The sequence below is a fragment of the Sphaerospermopsis sp. FACHB-1194 genome (assembly GCF_014696235.1).
In the GTDB taxonomy this organism is placed as follows: Bacteria; Cyanobacteriota; Cyanobacteriia; order Cyanobacteriales; family Nostocaceae; genus Sphaerospermopsis; species Sphaerospermopsis kisseleviana.
On sequence record NZ_JACJPU010000006.1, the window covers coordinates 116,057 to 133,836 of the forward strand.

General features: G+C 39.9%; 13 protein-coding genes. 11 read left to right on the plus strand and 2 right to left on the minus strand.

Annotation, left to right across the window (positions count from 1 at the left end):
• Positions 1 to 202 precede the first annotated feature (202 nt).
• Positions 203 to 817: a hypothetical protein gene (locus tag H6F45_RS05835; protein ID WP_096571706.1), complete on the plus strand. Its 615-nt coding sequence runs from the start codon at positions 203 to 205 to the stop codon at positions 815 to 817.
• A 232-nt stretch (positions 818 to 1,049) separates the two neighbouring features.
• Positions 1,050 to 2,867, plus strand: a complete 1,818-nt coding sequence (locus H6F45_RS05840; protein WP_096571705.1) for a glycosyltransferase family 39 protein — start codon at positions 1,050 to 1,052, stop codon at positions 2,865 to 2,867.
• Between the two features lie 55 nt (positions 2,868 to 2,922).
• On the opposite strand, the gene H6F45_RS05845 is transcribed toward H6F45_RS05840, so the two are convergent.
• On the minus strand, positions 2,923 to 6,207 hold the full coding sequence (locus tag H6F45_RS05845) for an ATP-binding protein (protein WP_190346730.1): 3,285 nt from the start codon (positions 6,205 to 6,207) through the stop codon (positions 2,923 to 2,925).
• 644 nt (positions 6,208 to 6,851) lie between these two features.
• On the opposite strand from H6F45_RS05845, the gene H6F45_RS05850 reads away from it, so the two are divergent.
• The 7 genes from H6F45_RS05850 (at position 6,852) to H6F45_RS05880 (ending at position 13,821) form a co-directional block, all read left to right on the plus strand.
• The gene (locus H6F45_RS05850) at positions 6,852 to 7,448 is read left to right on the plus strand and encodes a KaiA family protein (protein ID WP_190346717.1); all 597 of its coding nucleotides are present in this window, start codon (positions 6,852 to 6,854) and stop codon (positions 7,446 to 7,448) included.
• A 173-nt stretch (positions 7,449 to 7,621) separates the two neighbouring features.
• Complete coding sequence (gene kaiB, locus H6F45_RS05855; protein ID WP_137666274.1) at positions 7,622 to 7,936, plus strand: circadian clock protein KaiB; 315 nt, start codon at positions 7,622 to 7,624, stop codon at positions 7,934 to 7,936.
• A 137-nt stretch (positions 7,937 to 8,073) separates the two neighbouring features.
• Positions 8,074 to 9,618, plus strand: a complete 1,545-nt coding sequence (kaiC, locus tag H6F45_RS05860; RefSeq protein WP_096571702.1) for a circadian clock protein KaiC — start codon at positions 8,074 to 8,076, stop codon at positions 9,616 to 9,618.
• A gap of 127 nt (positions 9,619 to 9,745) precedes the next feature.
• Positions 9,746 to 11,656, plus strand: coding sequence for a TolC family protein (locus H6F45_RS05865; RefSeq protein WP_190346718.1), 1,911 nt, complete (start codon positions 9,746 to 9,748; stop codon positions 11,654 to 11,656).
• Between the two features lie 294 nt (positions 11,657 to 11,950).
• The gene (locus tag H6F45_RS05870; protein ID WP_137666272.1) at positions 11,951 to 12,328 is read left to right on the plus strand and encodes a hypothetical protein; all 378 of its coding nucleotides are present in this window, start codon (positions 11,951 to 11,953) and stop codon (positions 12,326 to 12,328) included.
• A gap of 95 nt (positions 12,329 to 12,423) precedes the next feature.
• Entirely contained in the window at positions 12,424 to 12,924 is a 501-nt protein-coding gene (locus H6F45_RS05875; protein WP_096571699.1) for a hypothetical protein, read from the plus strand.
• Between the two features lie 117 nt (positions 12,925 to 13,041).
• Positions 13,042 to 13,821 (plus strand): photosystem II S4 domain protein, encoded by a 780-nt coding sequence (locus H6F45_RS05880; RefSeq protein ID WP_190346719.1) that lies wholly within the window; start codon positions 13,042 to 13,044, stop codon positions 13,819 to 13,821.
• Between the two features lie 107 nt (positions 13,822 to 13,928).
• Here H6F45_RS05880 and H6F45_RS05885 read toward each other — a convergent pair whose 3' ends face one another.
• Complete coding sequence (locus H6F45_RS05885; RefSeq protein WP_190346731.1) at positions 13,929 to 14,708, minus strand: SDR family oxidoreductase; 780 nt, start codon at positions 14,706 to 14,708, stop codon at positions 13,929 to 13,931.
• Between the two features lie 161 nt (positions 14,709 to 14,869).
• Between H6F45_RS05885 and H6F45_RS26935 the strand changes: the two genes are divergently transcribed.
• Positions 14,870 to 14,992, plus strand: a complete 123-nt coding sequence (locus H6F45_RS26935) for a hypothetical protein (protein ID WP_277876963.1) — start codon at positions 14,870 to 14,872, stop codon at positions 14,990 to 14,992.
• 166 nt (positions 14,993 to 15,158) lie between these two features.
• A complete protein-coding gene (ptsP, locus tag H6F45_RS05890; RefSeq protein ID WP_190346720.1) occupies positions 15,159 to 17,663 on the plus strand; it encodes a phosphoenolpyruvate--protein phosphotransferase in 2,505 nt (834 codons plus the stop codon).
• Positions 17,664 to 17,780 lie beyond the last annotated feature (117 nt).

The window sequence follows — 17,780 nt, forward strand, 5'->3', positions numbered from 1 at the left end:
GGACTGGAGACTGGGGACTGGAGACTGGGTACTGGGGACTGGGGACTGGAGACTGGGGACTGGGGACTGGGGACTGGGGACTGGGGACTGGGGACTGGGTAATAGGTAGTAGGTAATAGGTAATTAATTATATTTTTCCCAATCACCAATCACCAATCACCAATCACAACTGAAAAAAATCTTATCTCTAAAAAGTATGATTATGAAATTTTCTATGTATCGCAATTTGGCAGTGATAACTTTTGCATTAGGATTACTAGGACTTGTAGCCGGATGCTTAGGACTGAGTGTATCCTTTGAGCCTGAGCAGCCAGACATTTTATCAACACTGACAGATCAAACCGCTACATTAGAAAAACAGACAAACTCACCAAGTGCGTCAAAGCAAGTTCTATCTGCTAGTACAACTAATGTCGCCAGTGCAACCAGCAAGCAAACAGAAAAACCCACTACAGAAAATTCACCTGCCCAAACTGATCAAACTACAAACTTTGGCAGTTTGCGAATGAGTAATAAAACAAATCAGCCTGTGCGTTTGGTCCTCTTAGGGCAACATTCAACAGTTAAAAATACCTCAGCCAATAAAAATAAATATAATGTTCCGGCACATTGGGATTTTGATCCCCAAGAAGGTAGTGAAAAAGGTTTAATTTTATCTCTGCCAGAGGGTAATTTAAAACTAGATCAAGGAGATATTTTAGTGGCCTTTGCCCAAGATGGCTCTCGACGCTATTGGGGTCCTTATGTTGTTGGGAAAACTCCCTCACCAAAATGGAATCCCCAAACCGAAGAATGGGAATTAATATTAATTCCTTAATGGGTACCCTGTCACCTATTCCCTATTCCCTCATCTAAATTTATCCCGGAACAAACAGGTAAAACCACTTTAGAGGTTGTTTCAAAAGTTTTTTATTGTCGCAAATACGGTAGGTTTACCCACACCCCACACTCTAGCTGTGACCTGAGAACAAAATATAACTAATAAACGACTTTTGAATTATTGTGTTTATGGGAAAGACACAATTTACCGTGTCTGTAAATATGGATTTATGAGGATAAAATTGAGCGATCGCCCTCCTATTGACCAATGGTTTAAAAACATAGAACAGCGTCCAGCCCCTGCTGTGACTATTGCTATACTCTGGTTGCTGTTGATTAACTTCATAGCTTTTGTTTGGAATTTGGGTAGTATCGGCTTAGTTGACGAAACAGAGCCACTTTTCGCCGAAGCTTCCCGGCAAATGCTAGTTACAGGAGATTGGATCACACCCTTTTTTAATGGTGAAACTCGGTTTGACAAACCAGCGTTAATTTATTGGTGTCAAGCGATCGCCTACTCTATTATGGGCGTAAACGAATGGGCAGCACGTATACCCTCAGCACTAGCCGCAACTGCTGTCACAGCTTTATCGTTCTACATTGTGCAGTGGCATTTTGCCAAAAAAGATCAACTAGAACAAACAGCAAACCCCACCCGTCGTTACCTAACAGCCGCCCTAGCATCAGCTATCATGGCACTCAACCCAGAAATGATAGTTTGGGGAAGAATCGGTGTATCTGATATGTTACTCACCGGTTGTATAGCCTCCGCCTTACTATGTTTCTTTTTGGGATACGCTCAAAATTCCACCCCTTCCCGCTTCCCTAATAAATGGTATTTAGCTAGTTATGTGTTGATGGGTGGAGCAATTTTAACCAAAGGTCCAGTCGGCATAGTTTTACCAGGTTTCATCATGATCGCCTTTGCCGTATACTTAGGCAAATTCTGGCAACTATGGCGAGAAATGCGCCCAATTTTCGGACTATTCCTAGTCTTCCTCGTATCTGCTCCCTGGTACATCTTAGTGGCTTGGCGCAATGGCTGGAATTTTATTAATGCCTTTTTTGGCTATCACAACATAGAACGCTTTACAGAAGTAGTTAACGGTCACTCAGCGCCTTGGTATTTTTACTTTTTAGTCGTGTTATTGGGGTTTGCACCATATTCAGTTTTTATCCCTGCATCTATAGCTAGACTAAAATTTTGGCGGCGTTCCCACTTTCTCAACCAAGAACGTTCTCAACACTTAGGTTTATTTGTCTGTTTTTGGTTTTTAGGTGTATTTGGGTTTTTCACCATCGCTGTCACCAAACTTCCCAGTTATGTATTACCTTTAATGCCAGCAGCAGCTATTCTGGTAGCTTTATTTTGGAGTGATCTATTTTCCCACACCCAAACACAAAAATCTTTCCGCATCAGCAGTTGGGTAAACGTTGCCTTTGTATCTACAATAGCAGTCGCCTTATTTAACCTCTTCAAATTAGTAGGCACAGATCCCGCAGCACCGGAACTTTACCAGCAAATTCAAAATTCAGGTTTAACAAATTGGGGGGGTATAATTTGGCTGGTTACTGCGATTATTATCGCCGCTTTCATATTAATTCGTAGTTTCCGTCCCATCATCGCTATTAATATTGTGGGATTTGTAGCATTTTTGGCAATTGTTTTAATGCCAGCATTATTTATGATGGATGCACAAAGACAAGCACCTTTAAGACAATTATCTGTACTTGCAGTTGAAGAAAAACAACCTAATGAAGAATTAGTCATGGTAGGTTTCAAAAAACCAACAGTAACTTTCTACTCACAAAAAAAAGTCACTTACCTTTCTGCTGCACAAGAAGCTTTAGATTATATTCACACTCAAGCAGCCAAAAAAACTAATCCACCATCATTACTACTTTTAGCCGAACATAAAAAGTTGATGGAAATGGACTTACCACCAGATAATTACAAAGATATTGCCACTAAAGGAGCTTATAATTTGATTCGCATACCCTTCCAACGTATTAAACAAGATAAAAAGGAAAAAATGAAAATTTCGTAATTTGTAAACAAGGGAATAGGTTGACAATTGTCAATTATCAATTGTCAATTATCAACTACCCCTTTCCTAATGCTTGATTAATTTGATTTAATAAGTCTGCCATTGAAATCGAATGAGGCAGTCTCTGAATAGCGATACTTTCGGGTATTTCTCCCAACAAATAATCATTATTTTGATTATTTTGGGTTTGATCAATGGCTGTATTTACCTGATTTAATTTTTTATCAATTACCAAAATTGGAGGTAAATTAAAAGATAAATCTGATAAATCTGACAAAGCTTTTAACGCTTCTTGTGCTTCTTTATCAGCAGCAGATTCTCCCAAACCAATTAATAGTAAATCAACACTTTGATGGCGAATTTGTTGCAAAACTTCAGTCCAAGAGTTACCCATAGCAGCTTTAAAACCAGCAGTTTGTAAATACTGAATTAAAGCTTGAAACCACTCATATCCCCTTTCATTATTCTGTGCAGAATAACCCATTTCCTGATCATTTGTGAGTGTTTGGTTAATATCTTGTACAGCAGATTTCTTTTGTAACCTATAACCCTTAGCTGACTTGCGTTTTACCTGTGGCAAATCACCCAACTTAGCCACATCTACGACTAAAATATTAGGAGGACAACCAATATTAGAAGCAATTTCCAACACTGATAATAAAGGATCTGGTTTGCCGTGACCATGCTCATTTTCCCTACCCAATGGCGTTAAGCAAGGAAATACACCCAATCCTGGTATTTGGGAAGCTGCCAAGGTTGTGGCTACATCACAAGTCACCAAAGGCAATTTTGCTAACCTTTGGTACTTCATCAAGTGTTGCAGATAATGTTGGGCATTAGAACTGTCAACATCCAACAAAATCACATCAAACTGCCACACCCGCGCTAAAATTTCTGCCTGATCTAAATCATCTACTTCAATGACTCGATGTTCACGCAGGGAGGGTTGGGGATTAACAGACTCTAATTCTGGATTCACCAACCGCAGAATCCGCAACGGAGTTTTTTCCGGTACAATATCGGTATTTGTTAAACCTACCTGCTGAACTTCTGGTGTAGCACACAATCTTTCTAGAATGGGTACTAAAGCTTGATGTTCCACTGGCAAACTCAAGAAAGCATCAGCCCTGTTAGCGTAAGCGTGTTCTTTTTCTGCCCCCGTAGCGGTGATAATCACAGGAATATGGTGAGTTGCACTATCAGATTTTAGTAAAGTCAGTACATCCCAACCGGAAAGCAGGGGTAGTAAGGGATTCAAAAAGATCGTTTTTGGTTGCAAGCGCCGCGCTTTTTCTAATGCTTCTGTCCCTGAACGCGCAATCACCACCCGATAACCTAAACCTTTCAGATTTTGGGTCAGGTCTTCAATATATCGCGCTACTGCCTCAACTACTAATATTAACCTTTGAGAAGAAATAGGTTGATGTACTTCTAAATTTCCCCCCTCTGATTCAGAAAAACTGGTTTTGGGAGGAGAAGGAGGTAATAACAATGTAAACTGGCTACCTTTACCTTCACGAGACAAAAAGCTCACATCTCCACCATGTAATCGAGCTAAAGCCCTTGTTAATACTAACCCTAAACCAGTGCCTTCAAATTGGCGAGTTAGGGGATTTTCTAACTGTTGGAATTTTTGAAAGATTAAATGTTGTTGATGTTCAGGAATACCAATACCTGTATCCCACACTGTAAAAGCAATCCATCCTTCCCAGCGATTTACCCGCAACCCCAGTTTCCCAGTGGTTTCAGTGAATTTAAAGGCGTTGGAAAGTAAGTGTACCAGCATTTGCCGCAAGCGTAATTCATCTGCTACCATCTCCTTTAAACCAGGTTCAATGGTCAGGCTGAATTGGTGATCATCTGAAAAATCGGTGCTTTTGCTCGGTTGACTGTGAAGTGTTCTGGCTTCTGATAAAGCGCGATCGCACACTTCCCGAATCTGTACCAGCGATGGAGTCAGTTCCATCTGTCCCGTTTCCATCCGCGTCAAATCTAAAATGTCATTCACCACACTCATCAAATGACGGCCACTTTGATGAATCAAACCCGCATAACGTGCTTGTCTTTCGTTCAGTTCTCCTAATTGTTGATCTGCCAGTAATCTTGACAAGCCTAAAACTGCTGTCAACGGCGTTTTTAATTCATGGCTAATACAAGCTAGAAACTCATCCTTTAACCGATTAAGTTGAATTAAATCAGCATTTTTAGCTGCCAATTCTTTAAAAAGCTGTTGTTGTTCGGTCACATCCGTAGCTAAAACCAACCACAAATTATCAGTGAAATTTGCTGAATTATTAGTTGAGTTGACAACTTCTGCATCACCACCCCCAACTTTTAATTCAGGACTATCCAAGAGGATTTTAGCAAACTGCCAAATTCGCTCTTGACCATTTTGCACCTGAACAACACAAGTACAAGTACCTTGTTTAGCATCCAAATAGCAATGACTGGATGTAGCATTTGCTTTTCCTTGCTGCTCCTGTATCATTGCTAAAACCGATGTGGAGTGAGGCGCTTGACTGCTTGTAGGCAAGTTATGACCTCTGGCTTCTGGCATCAGCGTCACAGCATCTTCAGTTGCACCCTTGCTAATAGGTGCATCAGAATAAGCCTTGAATGTTTGTCGATGGATATATTCTGGGTCTTCACGCCTGACAGGAGATAGGATAGTTTCTACTTGTAGCCTAATTCCTTCTGGATCTTTCAAAACTCCCAATTGTTGCCACCAAGCAGGATTTTGTGTTAAAACTTCACCAGTGCTTGTTTGCAACATTAAAGGCCAAGGCAGTCTTTCCAATAACTGCACTAAAGCGTTATATCTCGGTGATTGATGTTGATTCTGCTTATAAGAGCGATTTTTTCTTCTAGTATTATTTTCCGTCGTCCCAGCAACTTTAGAGGCAATTGTAACTTTATTTTTAGCTAAAAAGCTGAGTAGGCGTAGGTTATCTAGCAGACCTAAAAATTTACCATCTGCATCAATCAACGCCCAATCTAAATTTTTATTTTTTTGGTTTTGTTGGTGACGTAAAAACAAACTTAATTTATCCAGTGGTTCAGAAGCTGGTATGGTTTTGATGGGCGAAATCAGACTAGGACTCAAAGTGGAAATTGATTGCTGTAGATTTAAAAACGTTTCACCACTGGCTGCTGTTAATAATTTTGGGATTAAACGGGCAGAATACAATAATCCTATGGGACTTTGTTGTTGATTTACCACTACCAAGCGATCGCACTGTTCTTTCTCCAAAATCTCCAGCACCACTGCCAGAGTGCTTGTTTGGGAGCAACTGGGTACGGTTGCTAGAAAGTCATAAAGCGGGTACTGTAGCATTAACATAAAGCTTAGGGGATCTTTCTTCCTGTAATTGCCTCTGGCATCAACATCTGCCAAAGTGCTGATATTTTTCAGGCCTGAAGCCATATCCTCCTAAAAGACGCATAAAATCTTTCCTAGAGATACTGTAAATCTATTCCAGCGATTCACTCACTTTGATCGGCAATTTCCCAATTTCATCATTCCCAGAGCAGTTATACTTGAATGTGCCACTCTTGTGAATGAGTAAACAACCAGCATCTTACTGGTATGGAAACTCCTGATGGATAGTTACAGCTAAAACAATTATCGCTCCAAAGATTATTTTAGAACCTTGAGGAATTATAATGATTTAAAATGAAACCATACTTTAAATTTGTTTATGCATCTTATCAAGGAGTACAATGGAAAAATCTATATGCCGATAGATAGACATTTATAGATCATCAGATTAGCTACCACACATTCTCTGTTGAACGCTTCACCGATTACCTACTAAGTTATATCACTGACGGACAAAACCAGTTAGGAATTGGTAATTTCTCAATAATTTTTGACAAAAGGCGTTCTTTACCCTGATTTTACTGAAAAGTTTTTATCAAACTGAATCAGCACTGAAGCGACACTCTCAGCGTTCATCATATATAAACAATATATATAAACAATAAATGTTATTACCTCTATTATTGATTTGTCCAGCAATTCTTAAGAAATATTTATATAATGCTGATGCGGCAAATACCCAAGCTGGTTTAATCGGGCAGTTCAGGAATTTGATTGATGAGATTTTTTCTCAATTTTTTGGGTTGCCGCTGACTGCTACCACTCCTATCAACGGACAGTTTTTACACAATAGGATGCAGTTAAATAACAATCTATCAGGGAAGCATCTTAATAAGAATAATCATGTATTGGCGTGTAATGAACAGAAAAGCCAGCAATGGTTTCAAGAAATGAGTCCATCGGAAAAGCAGGAACTATTAGCGAACCTCAAATCTGATTACCGGAAAATTCTCATCAATTATTTTATCACAGACAAAACTCTCAAAACTGCAATTGATAAATTCATCAACACCTTATTTTATGCTAATATTCCTGTGCCACAAATTATAGAAATTCATGTAGAACTGATTGACGAATTTTCCAAACAGCTAAAATTAGAAGGCAGGAGCGATGAAACATTACTAGATTACAGGCTGACCTTGATAGATATTCTGGCACATTTGTGTGAAGTATATAGATGTTCTATGTCTAAAATGAACTGAGATAAATTCATGCTATCTTAGATTTTGACTCATGAGTTAAAGAATCAAAAATTGACAGGATTGATTTTTAAATTGTTTAAGATTAATCCTATTGCAACAGGCATCTGTTATTAGTTTCAACAAATGCATCAGCCTATTTTGTATTCCTATTCTGATATCTAAACTGTGCATTTATGAATAAAGTCCAAAAAACCTATGTTCTCAAGCTGTATGTCGCAGGGAACACACCCAACTCCGTGCGAGCATTAAACACACTCAAAAACATATTAGAACAGGAGTTTCAAGGAGTTTATGCCCTAAAAGTAATTGATGTTCTCAAAAACCCACAATTGGCTGAAGAAGACAAAATTTTAGCCACACCGACATTATCAAAGATTTTGCCCCCTCCCGTTCGCAAAATAATAGGTGATCTTTCAGACAGAGAAAGAGTTTTAATCGGTTTAGACTTACTTTATGAAGAATTAAATGAAGAAGACTGGGAACAGTAACATATAGCAGTCAGCATTCAGCAGTCAGTATTCAGCTTTTTAAAACTCTTGACCCTAGTAAAGAACATTTTTTCATAAAAACTCTGTACAGAATTTAGGAATTTAAAAAATCGGGTTAAAGACCTATATAATCAACAATGAGTGACCAAGAGCAACAAGAACAACAAAAACCAGCAAGTGGTGGTGTAGAGAAAATTCGCACCATGATTGAGGGCTTTGACGATATTAGTCATGGCGGTTTACCAGTGGGCAGAACAACCTTAGTCAGCGGTACATCTGGTACTGGGAAAACCTTATTATCCCTGCAATTTCTTTATAATGGTATCACCTACTTTGATGAACCAGGAGTATTTGTTACCTTTGAAGAATCACCCAGCGACATTATTAAAAATGCCCATATTTTTGGCTGGAACTTACAAAAACTAATTGAAGAAGGCAAACTGTTTATTCTCGACGCTTCCCCCGATCCCGAAGGGCAAGATATTGTGGGTAACTTTGACCTTTCCGCCTTAATTGAGCGATTACAATATGCGATTCGTAAATACAAAGCCCATCGTGTTTCCATTGACTCCATTACCGCAGTCTTCCAACAATATGAAGCAGTGGGAGTAGTGCGGCGCGAGATATTCCGCCTCGTAGCGCGTCTTAAACAATTATACGTCACCACACTCATTACAACAGAACGGGGAGAAGAATATGGACCTGTAGCTTCCTTTGGGGTAGAAGAATTTGTGTCTGACAACGTAGTAATTGTTCGCAACGTTTTAGAAGGAGAACGCCGCCGCCGCACCATAGAAATTCTCAAATTGCGCGGTACAACCCACATGAAAGGTGAATATCCATTCACAATTACTAATGCTGGAGTTAACATCTTCCCCTTGGGAGCAATGCGTTTAACACAAAGGTCTTCAAATGTCCGTGTATCTTCAGGAGTTAGCACCCTAGATGAAATGTGTGGTGGTGGTTTCTTCAAAGATTCGATTATTTTAGCCACAGGAGCTACAGGTACTGGTAAAACTCTCTTAGTCAGCAAATTTATTCAAGATGGTTGTGTCAGCGGTGAACGAGCAATATTATTTGCTTATGAAGAATCCCGCGCTCAACTGTCTCGAAATGCTTATTCTTGGGGAATTGACTTTGAGGAATTAGAACACCAAGGTTTATTAAAAATAATTTGTACCTATCCTGAATCAACAGGTTTAGAAGATCACTTACAAATTATTAAATCAGAAATTGCCGATTTTAAACCAGCCCGCATTGCTATTGACTCCCTTTCCGCATTAGCTAGAGGCGTAAGTAATAATGCTTTTCGCCAATTTGTAATTGGGGTAACAGGTTATGCCAAACAAGAAGAAATTACAGGCTTCTTTACCAATACCAGTGACCAATTTATGGGATCACATTCCATTACAGATTCTCATATTTCCACCATCACTGACACAATTATTATGTTGCAGTACGTAGAAATTCATGGAGAAATGTCACGGGCAATCAACGTCTTTAAAATGCGGGGTTCGTGGCACGATAAAGGGATTAGGGAGTACAATATTACGGCTGATGGACCTAATATTAAAGATTCCTTCCGTAATTACGAGAGAATTGTCAGTGGAGCGCCTAGCCGCGTTAGCATAGACGAAAAGGCGGAACTTTCTCGCATTGTTAAACGTTTTGAAGACAAATAAACTGCTAAATCCCGAAAGAAGCTAAATTCGGTATATAGTATATTATTTGCTTCATTTAGCATCATGTTATATTCTGTGAGAAGACAAGTTTTCTGCCGCTAAATGGTTTTTCTTGTGAGGGGATGCGGTGAAAAGACAGCAATTATTATTTCATAGTTTCTTACCTGGTGTAACAGCAGCAGTATTAACAACTCAATCAGCTTGGGCTGGAACAGTCAAAGTTGATGAGGTAAAGCTGGTGTCTTCTCCTAGTGTCTTGGCTGCAACCGATGTGAAAACCTCAGTTGTGGAAATCAATAGGCAACTGCCCATTACTGCGGTTGATAATTCTCCAGCTTTTGTGCCTACGCTGGATTTCAGTAAACTCAGTGATCAGCCTGTGGCTAATCAGAGTGTGACAGAAATTACTGCTGCTAATAATACCAATGTGCCAGCAGTAAAAAGCCTGAAAACTGTTTTACCAGTTTCAGTCCCTGCGACAAAAGTATCACATTTAACAGCACTAAATAAGTGTTTACAGGCAGAACAGAAAAGCCAAGCAGCTTTGCTCCTGTCCACAAGTAGTTGTTTACAAAAAAATGTAGATAAGGATAGTCAAAAGGTAGCCCAGGTAAATGTTCCTACTGAATCAGGAACTCCAAATACAGAGCTACCTGCTCAGAATACACAAAATGTAACACCTAATCCTACAGGTTCTACGGAGACAACACTGGAAAACCTGAGTCCCAGTTCTAATCCCCTGCTCTTTCCTACGAATCCAGAGGAAGTAAAACTTCAGGAAACTCAGCCGATTACTTTAGAACAGGCTCTAGAACTGGCAAAGCGTAATAGTAATGAACTACAGGTTTCTCTGTTAGAACTTGAACGGAGTAAAGCGGCTTTAAGGGAAGCTCAAGCTGCTTTGTTACCTACTGTAAGTGTGAATGGCAATGTCATTAATAGCCGTAGCACTTCCGAGACTCTAGGAGCCAAAAGACAACAGCAGATATTTCCTGATACACCTGATGCTACAGCCAATACCACCTTCGATGCTGAAGCACAACTGAGATATGACCTTTATACCTCTGGGAGCAGAAACGCTGCTATCAAACAGGCTGAGGAACAGGTGCGTTTTCAGGAATTAGATGTAGAAAGGCAATCTGAAGAAATACGCTTAAATATAGCCACGGATTACTATAGTTTGCAACAAGCAGATGAAAATGTGCGGATTTCTCGATCAGCAGTCGAAAATTCTCAGGCTAGTTTGCGAGATGCTTTGGCTTTAGAACGGGCTGGAGTGGGTACAAGATTCGATGTGTTGCGATCGCAGGTGAATTTAGCCAATGCTCAACAAGAGTTAACTAATGCTCTGTCTCAGCAAATCATTGCTCGGCGACGGTTAGCGGTGCGGTTAAATCTGTCCCAGTCCGCAAATATTAGTGCCGCTGATCCTGTACAATTAGCTGGTCTGTGGGAAAGAAGCTTAGAAGATAGCATTGTCTTGGCTTATCAAAACCGTCCCGAACTACAACAGCAGTTGGCACAGCGCAATATTAGTGAACAGCGCAGAAAACAAGCTCTAGCATCTTTGGGACCACAAATTAGTTTAGTTGCCAGCTATGACTTGCTAGATGTTTTTAATGATGATGTCAATGTCAGTGACGGCTATTCTGTGGGAGTCCGAGCCACTTTGAATTTATATGATGGTGGCGCGGCAAGAGCAAGAGCAGCCCAGGCAAAAACTGATATAGCAATTCAGGAAACTCGATTTGCTCAACAACGCAACGAAATCCGCTTTCAAGTAGAACAAGCTTATTCTACCCAGCTTGCTAACTTGGAAAACGTACAAACTGCGAACGCTGCTCTTGAGCAAGCCAAAGAATCCCTCAGATTAGCGCGTTTACGTTTTCAAGCTGGTGTAGGGACTCAAACCGATGTCATTAACGCAGAAAATGAACTCACCAGATCCGAAGGTAATCGCATTCGCGCCATTTTGGATTACAATCGTGCTTTGACAGAGTTACAACGCTTCGTCACCTCCAGAGCTTTTAATAAGTAAACAAATATAGCAGGAGTCAGGAGTCAGGAGTCAGGAGTAAAACCCTTTTGTAGTAAGAGTTTTGTGATTAATTGATGTCCTAACTACTCTGTCTACGGCTATAAAAACTGTTTACAAGCCCCAAAAAGCCTCATTGCCAGTTATTAGACTGTAAAATGAGGCTTTTTAGTGAAAAACGCTATATTTGTTACAGGTGATTGGTGACTGGGGACTGGGTAAAAACTAAATTCTTACTATTCCCTATTCCCTGCCCCCTGCCCCCTGCTCCCTGTTCCCTAGCATGACTAATGACTAATGACTAAAATCACATCACAAGAAATAGCCCAATTTCGCTCTCAATTAGCAGATGATATTCAAGCAATGGAAGCATTAGACTTGATAGAAGACTGTGAGGGAGACTTAGAAGATGCAGCCATGACCCTGGCTATTAAAGCGGGACAAGAACCTGGTAGAACAAATTCCGAATGGTTAGACGCTTTAGCAAAAAAATGGCGTGCTGTTATCTGCGAACAAGAATATAGAGATAATTTATTAAATGGTTCAATTTCTGGGATGATGTCAAACCTGAGAAGTATTCCAGAGTTTCCCAAAATTTTGGCAACACCAGTTTTGATATATGTCCTCAAGCAAGGTGTAAATAATTTCTGTGAACCTTTAGATTCTTTAAAATAATATTTGGTGCTGAATCTGTCGTTGAACCAGTGCTGATATTCTGTTAATTAAAGATAATTAAAGAAACCCTGTTTTATATAACTGTTTTTAGACCAATGAATTACCTTGTAGCCGTATTACCAGACCGTATCCAAGCTGAATCTGCTTACTTAGGCTTAGAAAAAGAAGGCATAAATAGCACTATCCTGGGTAGAGGATACAAAACCGCTGATGAGTTTGGTTTAATAGACCCCAAAGAAGAAGCGAAAAAACAAGTACGATTGATGGCATTCTGGTTAATACCATTCGGCTTTTTTGCTGGTTTTACCTTCAGTCTCATCACTGGTTTAAACACCTTTGCTTGGGCTGGTGAAATCGGTAATCATGTTATCGGTGGGTTGCTTGGTGCTGGTAGCGGTGCTATGGGTAGCGTCTTTGTTGGTGGTGGTGTGGGTTTGGTTTTTGGTAGTGGTGATGCTTTACCCTACCGTAACCGTTTGGATGCTGGTAAATATTTAATTGTGGTTCAAGGTTCAGAAACTCTGACTCGCCAAGCAAACCGCATTTTACGGCAGTATGACCCCGAAAATATCCAAGGTTATGCAGAAAATGGGTAATAGGTAATTGGTAATAGGTAATTGGTAATGGGTAATTCATAATTCGTAATTTTTCCCAATCACCAGTCACCAGTCACCAGTTAGTTACCAATCACCAATCACCAATCACCAATCACCATGTTACCAAGAGAAGAACTTTTAAAAGGTATTGAAAACCGCGATAGTATCGCCCGTGTAATTGACCAAGCAGAGCAATCTATAAAGACCTGGGAAGTAGTCTTAACTGATTTTTTGTCTCCGCCAGAGTTAGCAGAAATTCAACGGGTTTTTAGCCGATTGACAGAGGTGCATTTAGTTGCCTGGGGTGGATATCCTCAAGCTGAACGTCAAAGAGTGGCGATCGCCCGTTCTGAACTGCCTTTAGATTCATCTCAAGTTGCTATCACCGCTTTAGAAATTGCTGGTAATTTTTTGTTTGATACTGCTACCCATCGTGATTTTTTAGGAGCAATGTTGGGTACAGGAATTGTCAGGGAAAAAACCGGAGATATTATTATTTTGGGGGAAAGAGGAGCGCAAGCAATTGTAGTTCCTGAACTGGTAGAATTTCTGGAAATGAATTTAAAACAGGTGCGTTCTGTTCCTGTGAAAACTCAACCTATTGATATTAACGAACTAAAAATTAGAGAACCGAAAAAGAAAGAATTAACCACAGTAGAAGCTTCATTAAGATTAGATGCGATCGCCTCTGCTGGTTTTGGGATGTCTCGTAATAAAATGGTTGATTTAATTGACTCTGGTGATGTGCGGGTAAATTGGAAAGAAATTACTCAAGCGAGTTCGCAAGTCAAAACCGGAGATTTAATAGCAATTCGCGGTAAAGGACGTTTAGAAGTTGGTGAAATTGCCGTGACTAAAAAAGAACGTTACCGCGTGCAATTAACAAGATATATGTAGGTGATTGGTGATTGGTGATTGGTGATTGGTGATTGGTGATTGGGTAATCATTTTATGTTTCCCTATCAACTATCAACTATCAACTATCAACTATCAACTATCAACTATTACCCATGTTTAAACTGTTTAGCTATTGCACTTACCAAAGATTCTCTTGGTAAAAAGCGGTGCATATTGACAATGATTTTATTTGCTAAACCACCGCTAACTACATTTAAATCACCTTTTTCTAAACCTTGTAAAGCATCTTTAACAACTTCTTCAGGAGTAGCTAGTTTATTATTTGCACTGGCTAAAGTTTCAGGAAACTGAGCTTCAATGAAAAAATCTGTTTCTGTAGGACCTGGACAAACTACTAAAACCTTCACTCCATAATCTTTATTTTCAGCCCACAAAGCTTCACTAAAACTCATAACAAATGCCTTAGTTGCCCCATAAACAGAAATATAAGGCATTGGTTGAAAGCCAGCAATTGAGGATACATTAATAATGCTACCAGAACGACGTTGACGCATTAAAGGTAGAAATTTGTGAGTTAAATCTACCAATGCCATAATATTTAATTGAATCATTTTTAATTGTCGTTCTCCATCTCGTTCAGCAAAATCTCCATAATCACCAAAACCCGCATTATTGATTAACAAATCAATTGTTATTTCTTGGCTTTTAATAAAATCAAAAACCTCATTAGTAGCATTATTTTCTGTCAAATCTTTGGGTATAACTTCGACTTTTATTTGATGTTGTTGTTCTAATTTTTCCGCTATTTGGTTTAGTTTTTCCTCTGAACGGGAAACGAGAACCAGATTGGTTTTGCGTGCTGCTAATTCTTCTGCAAAAGCTTTGCCAATTCCACCTGACGCACCGGTAATTAAAGTTGTTGACATTTTAGATGACATTTTAGATATGATTTGATTGATTCTTTCACCTTTTCCTATAGTAGCAACCCTACCTAGCGGTTGTGTGGAGATGGGAAAATTTTTGGGGAATCATTGTATTATTTCTAGTCACAAACGGGAATACTAGATGTACAGAGATTTGGTAAGTTATGAGTGTAAATAATTTTCAGTTAAGAAATGCGATCGCTCACGGTTTCAAAACTACTTCACTAACTATAAAATCTGTACTTGAACTTATTGAAGTTACAGTTGTTAAACTCACTAAATGCTGATAGCGCAGCATAAACAATAACATTAATTCTTTATCCTGACTCCTTTTCTTGGTTCTTGTTACAAAATATTAATCTTCTCCTCTCAAACCTAAATAGAACCTAAATAAATACAGTCTTTTCATTTTCACAATTCATAATAGGATGGGTAACTGGCTAAGGTATTACAGTGGTTGGTATTGTTATTGTTTCGCACAGTAAACAATTGGCTCTGGGAGTACAGGAACTAGCTGCACAGATGGTTCAAGGCAAAATTCCCCTCGCTGTAGCAGCAGGTGTTGATGATCCAGAACACCCACTAGGTACAGATGCGATCAAGGTTTATGAAGCGATCGCCTCTGTATTCTCAGATGATGGTGTTCTCGTGCTGATGGATTTGGGTAGTGCTTTAATGAGTGCGGAAATGGCTCTGGAGTTTCTACCCCCAGAACAACGAGAAAAAATCTATTTATGTGCAGCCCCATTAGTAGAAGGCGCTATTTCTGCTGTTGTTGCTGCTGCTGCTGGGAAAAACATCCAGCAAGTGATCACGGAAGCACAAGGGGCATTAATAGCAAAAGCAACTCAGTTAAATTTAGTCACCAGTCCATTATCAGACTTCAGTACACAAACTGGTAATACAGCAGCAATTCCTACCCAGGAAATTCGCCTCAAAATTACTAACCGCTTAGGTTTACACGCTCGTCCTGCTGCTCAGTTTGTAGCCACGGCATCCCGGTTTAAATCCCAAATTAAAGTACAAAATTTAACCAGAAATACAGAAGCGGTCAGAGGTGACAGTATTAACCAAGTTGCTACTTTGGGAGTACGTCAAGGACATGAATTGCTGATAACTGCTACTGGTACGGATGCCCAAGAGGCGCTAAGAGCTTTACAAGGATTGATTATTAACAACTTTGGTGAAGATGATAGCATTATCGCAATACCAGCCCCCCGTGAGGAAGTTACATCACCAACGGAAGGAGAACTCATAGGAATTGCTGCTTCTTCTGGAATAGCGATCGCCCCATTAATTCATTATCAATCTGTCACCATCCCAATTACAGAATATCACATAGAAAATGTAGAAATCGAGTGGCATAGATTACAATCTGCTATCCAAATAGCTAAACAGGAAATTGCTTCTTTACTTTCCCATACATCAATACAAATTGGTGATGCGGAAGCGGCTATTTTTGATGCCCATCTGTTATTTTTAGCAGATCCAGTCATGCTAGAAGCCGCACGTCAGCATATTGTTGAAAAACGCCTTAATGCAGAAGTATCTTGGCAAGCTGTAGTTGATGAAGTAGCAAATTCTTACCGTAAACTAGAAGATGCTTATTTACAAGAACGAGTAGATGATGTAGTTGATGTCGGGCGTAGGGTGTTAAGAATTTTACTTGGTAGTCTGCCCACTGACTTGCACATCACAGAACCATCAATTATTGTCGGTACAGATTTAAGTCCTTCAGATACCGCTAAACTCGATCCAGCTAAAGTAATGGGCATTTGTATGACTTCTGGGAGTGCAACTTCCCATAGTGCTATTATTGCCCGCACATTAGGCATTCCAGCGGTTGTGGGTGTAGCTCCTCAAGTGTTAACCTTAGAAAGTGGCACTTTGATGGCAATTGATGGCGAAAGCGGTAAAGTTTGGGTAGCACCACCAGCAGAAACATTAACAGCCCTAGAAGCCAAACGTCAAACATGGCAAACCGCCCAAGCCGAAGCGAAAGCTAAAGCACATCAGCCAGCAATTACCCGTGATGGTCGGAGAATACAAATTTTTGCTAATATTGGTAGTATTGCCGATGCCAAAACCGCTGTCAGTCATGGTGCAGAAGGTGTGGGTTTACTGCGTACAGAGTTCTTGTATCTGGAAAAGACAAAAGCACCCACAGAAGAGGAACAATTAGAAGTTTATCAGGCTATAGCTCAGGTTTTAGACCAGCGTCCCTTAATTATTCGTACCCTGGATGTAGGTGGAGATAAACCACTTCCTTATCTGAATCTGAGTTCCTTGAGTGAAGAAACCAACCCCTTCTTAGGTGTGCGGGGAATACGTTTCTGTTTAGAAAATCCTCAATTCTTGAAAACTCAATTAAGGGCAATTTTACGCGCCAGTTACGGTAATAATATCAAAATTATGTGGCCAATGATTGCCATTTTAACAGAATTACGAGCAGCTAAAGCAATTTTAACCGAAGTGCAGGCAGAACTGCGAGCAGAGGGAATAGCTTTTGATGAAAAAATGGCAGTGGGAATGATGATAGAGACACCCGCAGCAGTAGCTATTGCTGATCAGTTAGCTCAGGAAGTGGACTTTTTTAGTATAGGTACAAATGATTTAAGTCAGTATGTGATGGCAGGCGATCGCACTAATCCCAAAGTAGCAACTTTAGCCGATGCTTTGCAACCTGCGGTATTACGTATGATTCAGCAAACAGTACAAGCTGCCCATGCTGCTAATATTTGGGTGGGGTTATGTGGAGAAGTGGCCGCAGAAACCTTAGTAGCACCCATTTTATTAGGTTTGGGATTAGATGAATTAAGTGTCAATCCCCAAGCTATAGCATCATTAAAACAAGCTATTTCCCATTTAACCATCTCAGAAGCCCAAGCGATCGCATCTGTAGCATTAACACAAGATTCAGCCACCAGTGTTAGAGAATTAGTTTATCCTATAGGGTAAAATATATAGCAGGAGTCAGGAGATCAAAGGGTCAGGAGTTGAGAATTAATTTATTTTTTCTTGCCTCTTGCCTCTTGCCTCTTGCCTCTTGCCTCTTGCCTCTTGCCTCTTGCCTCT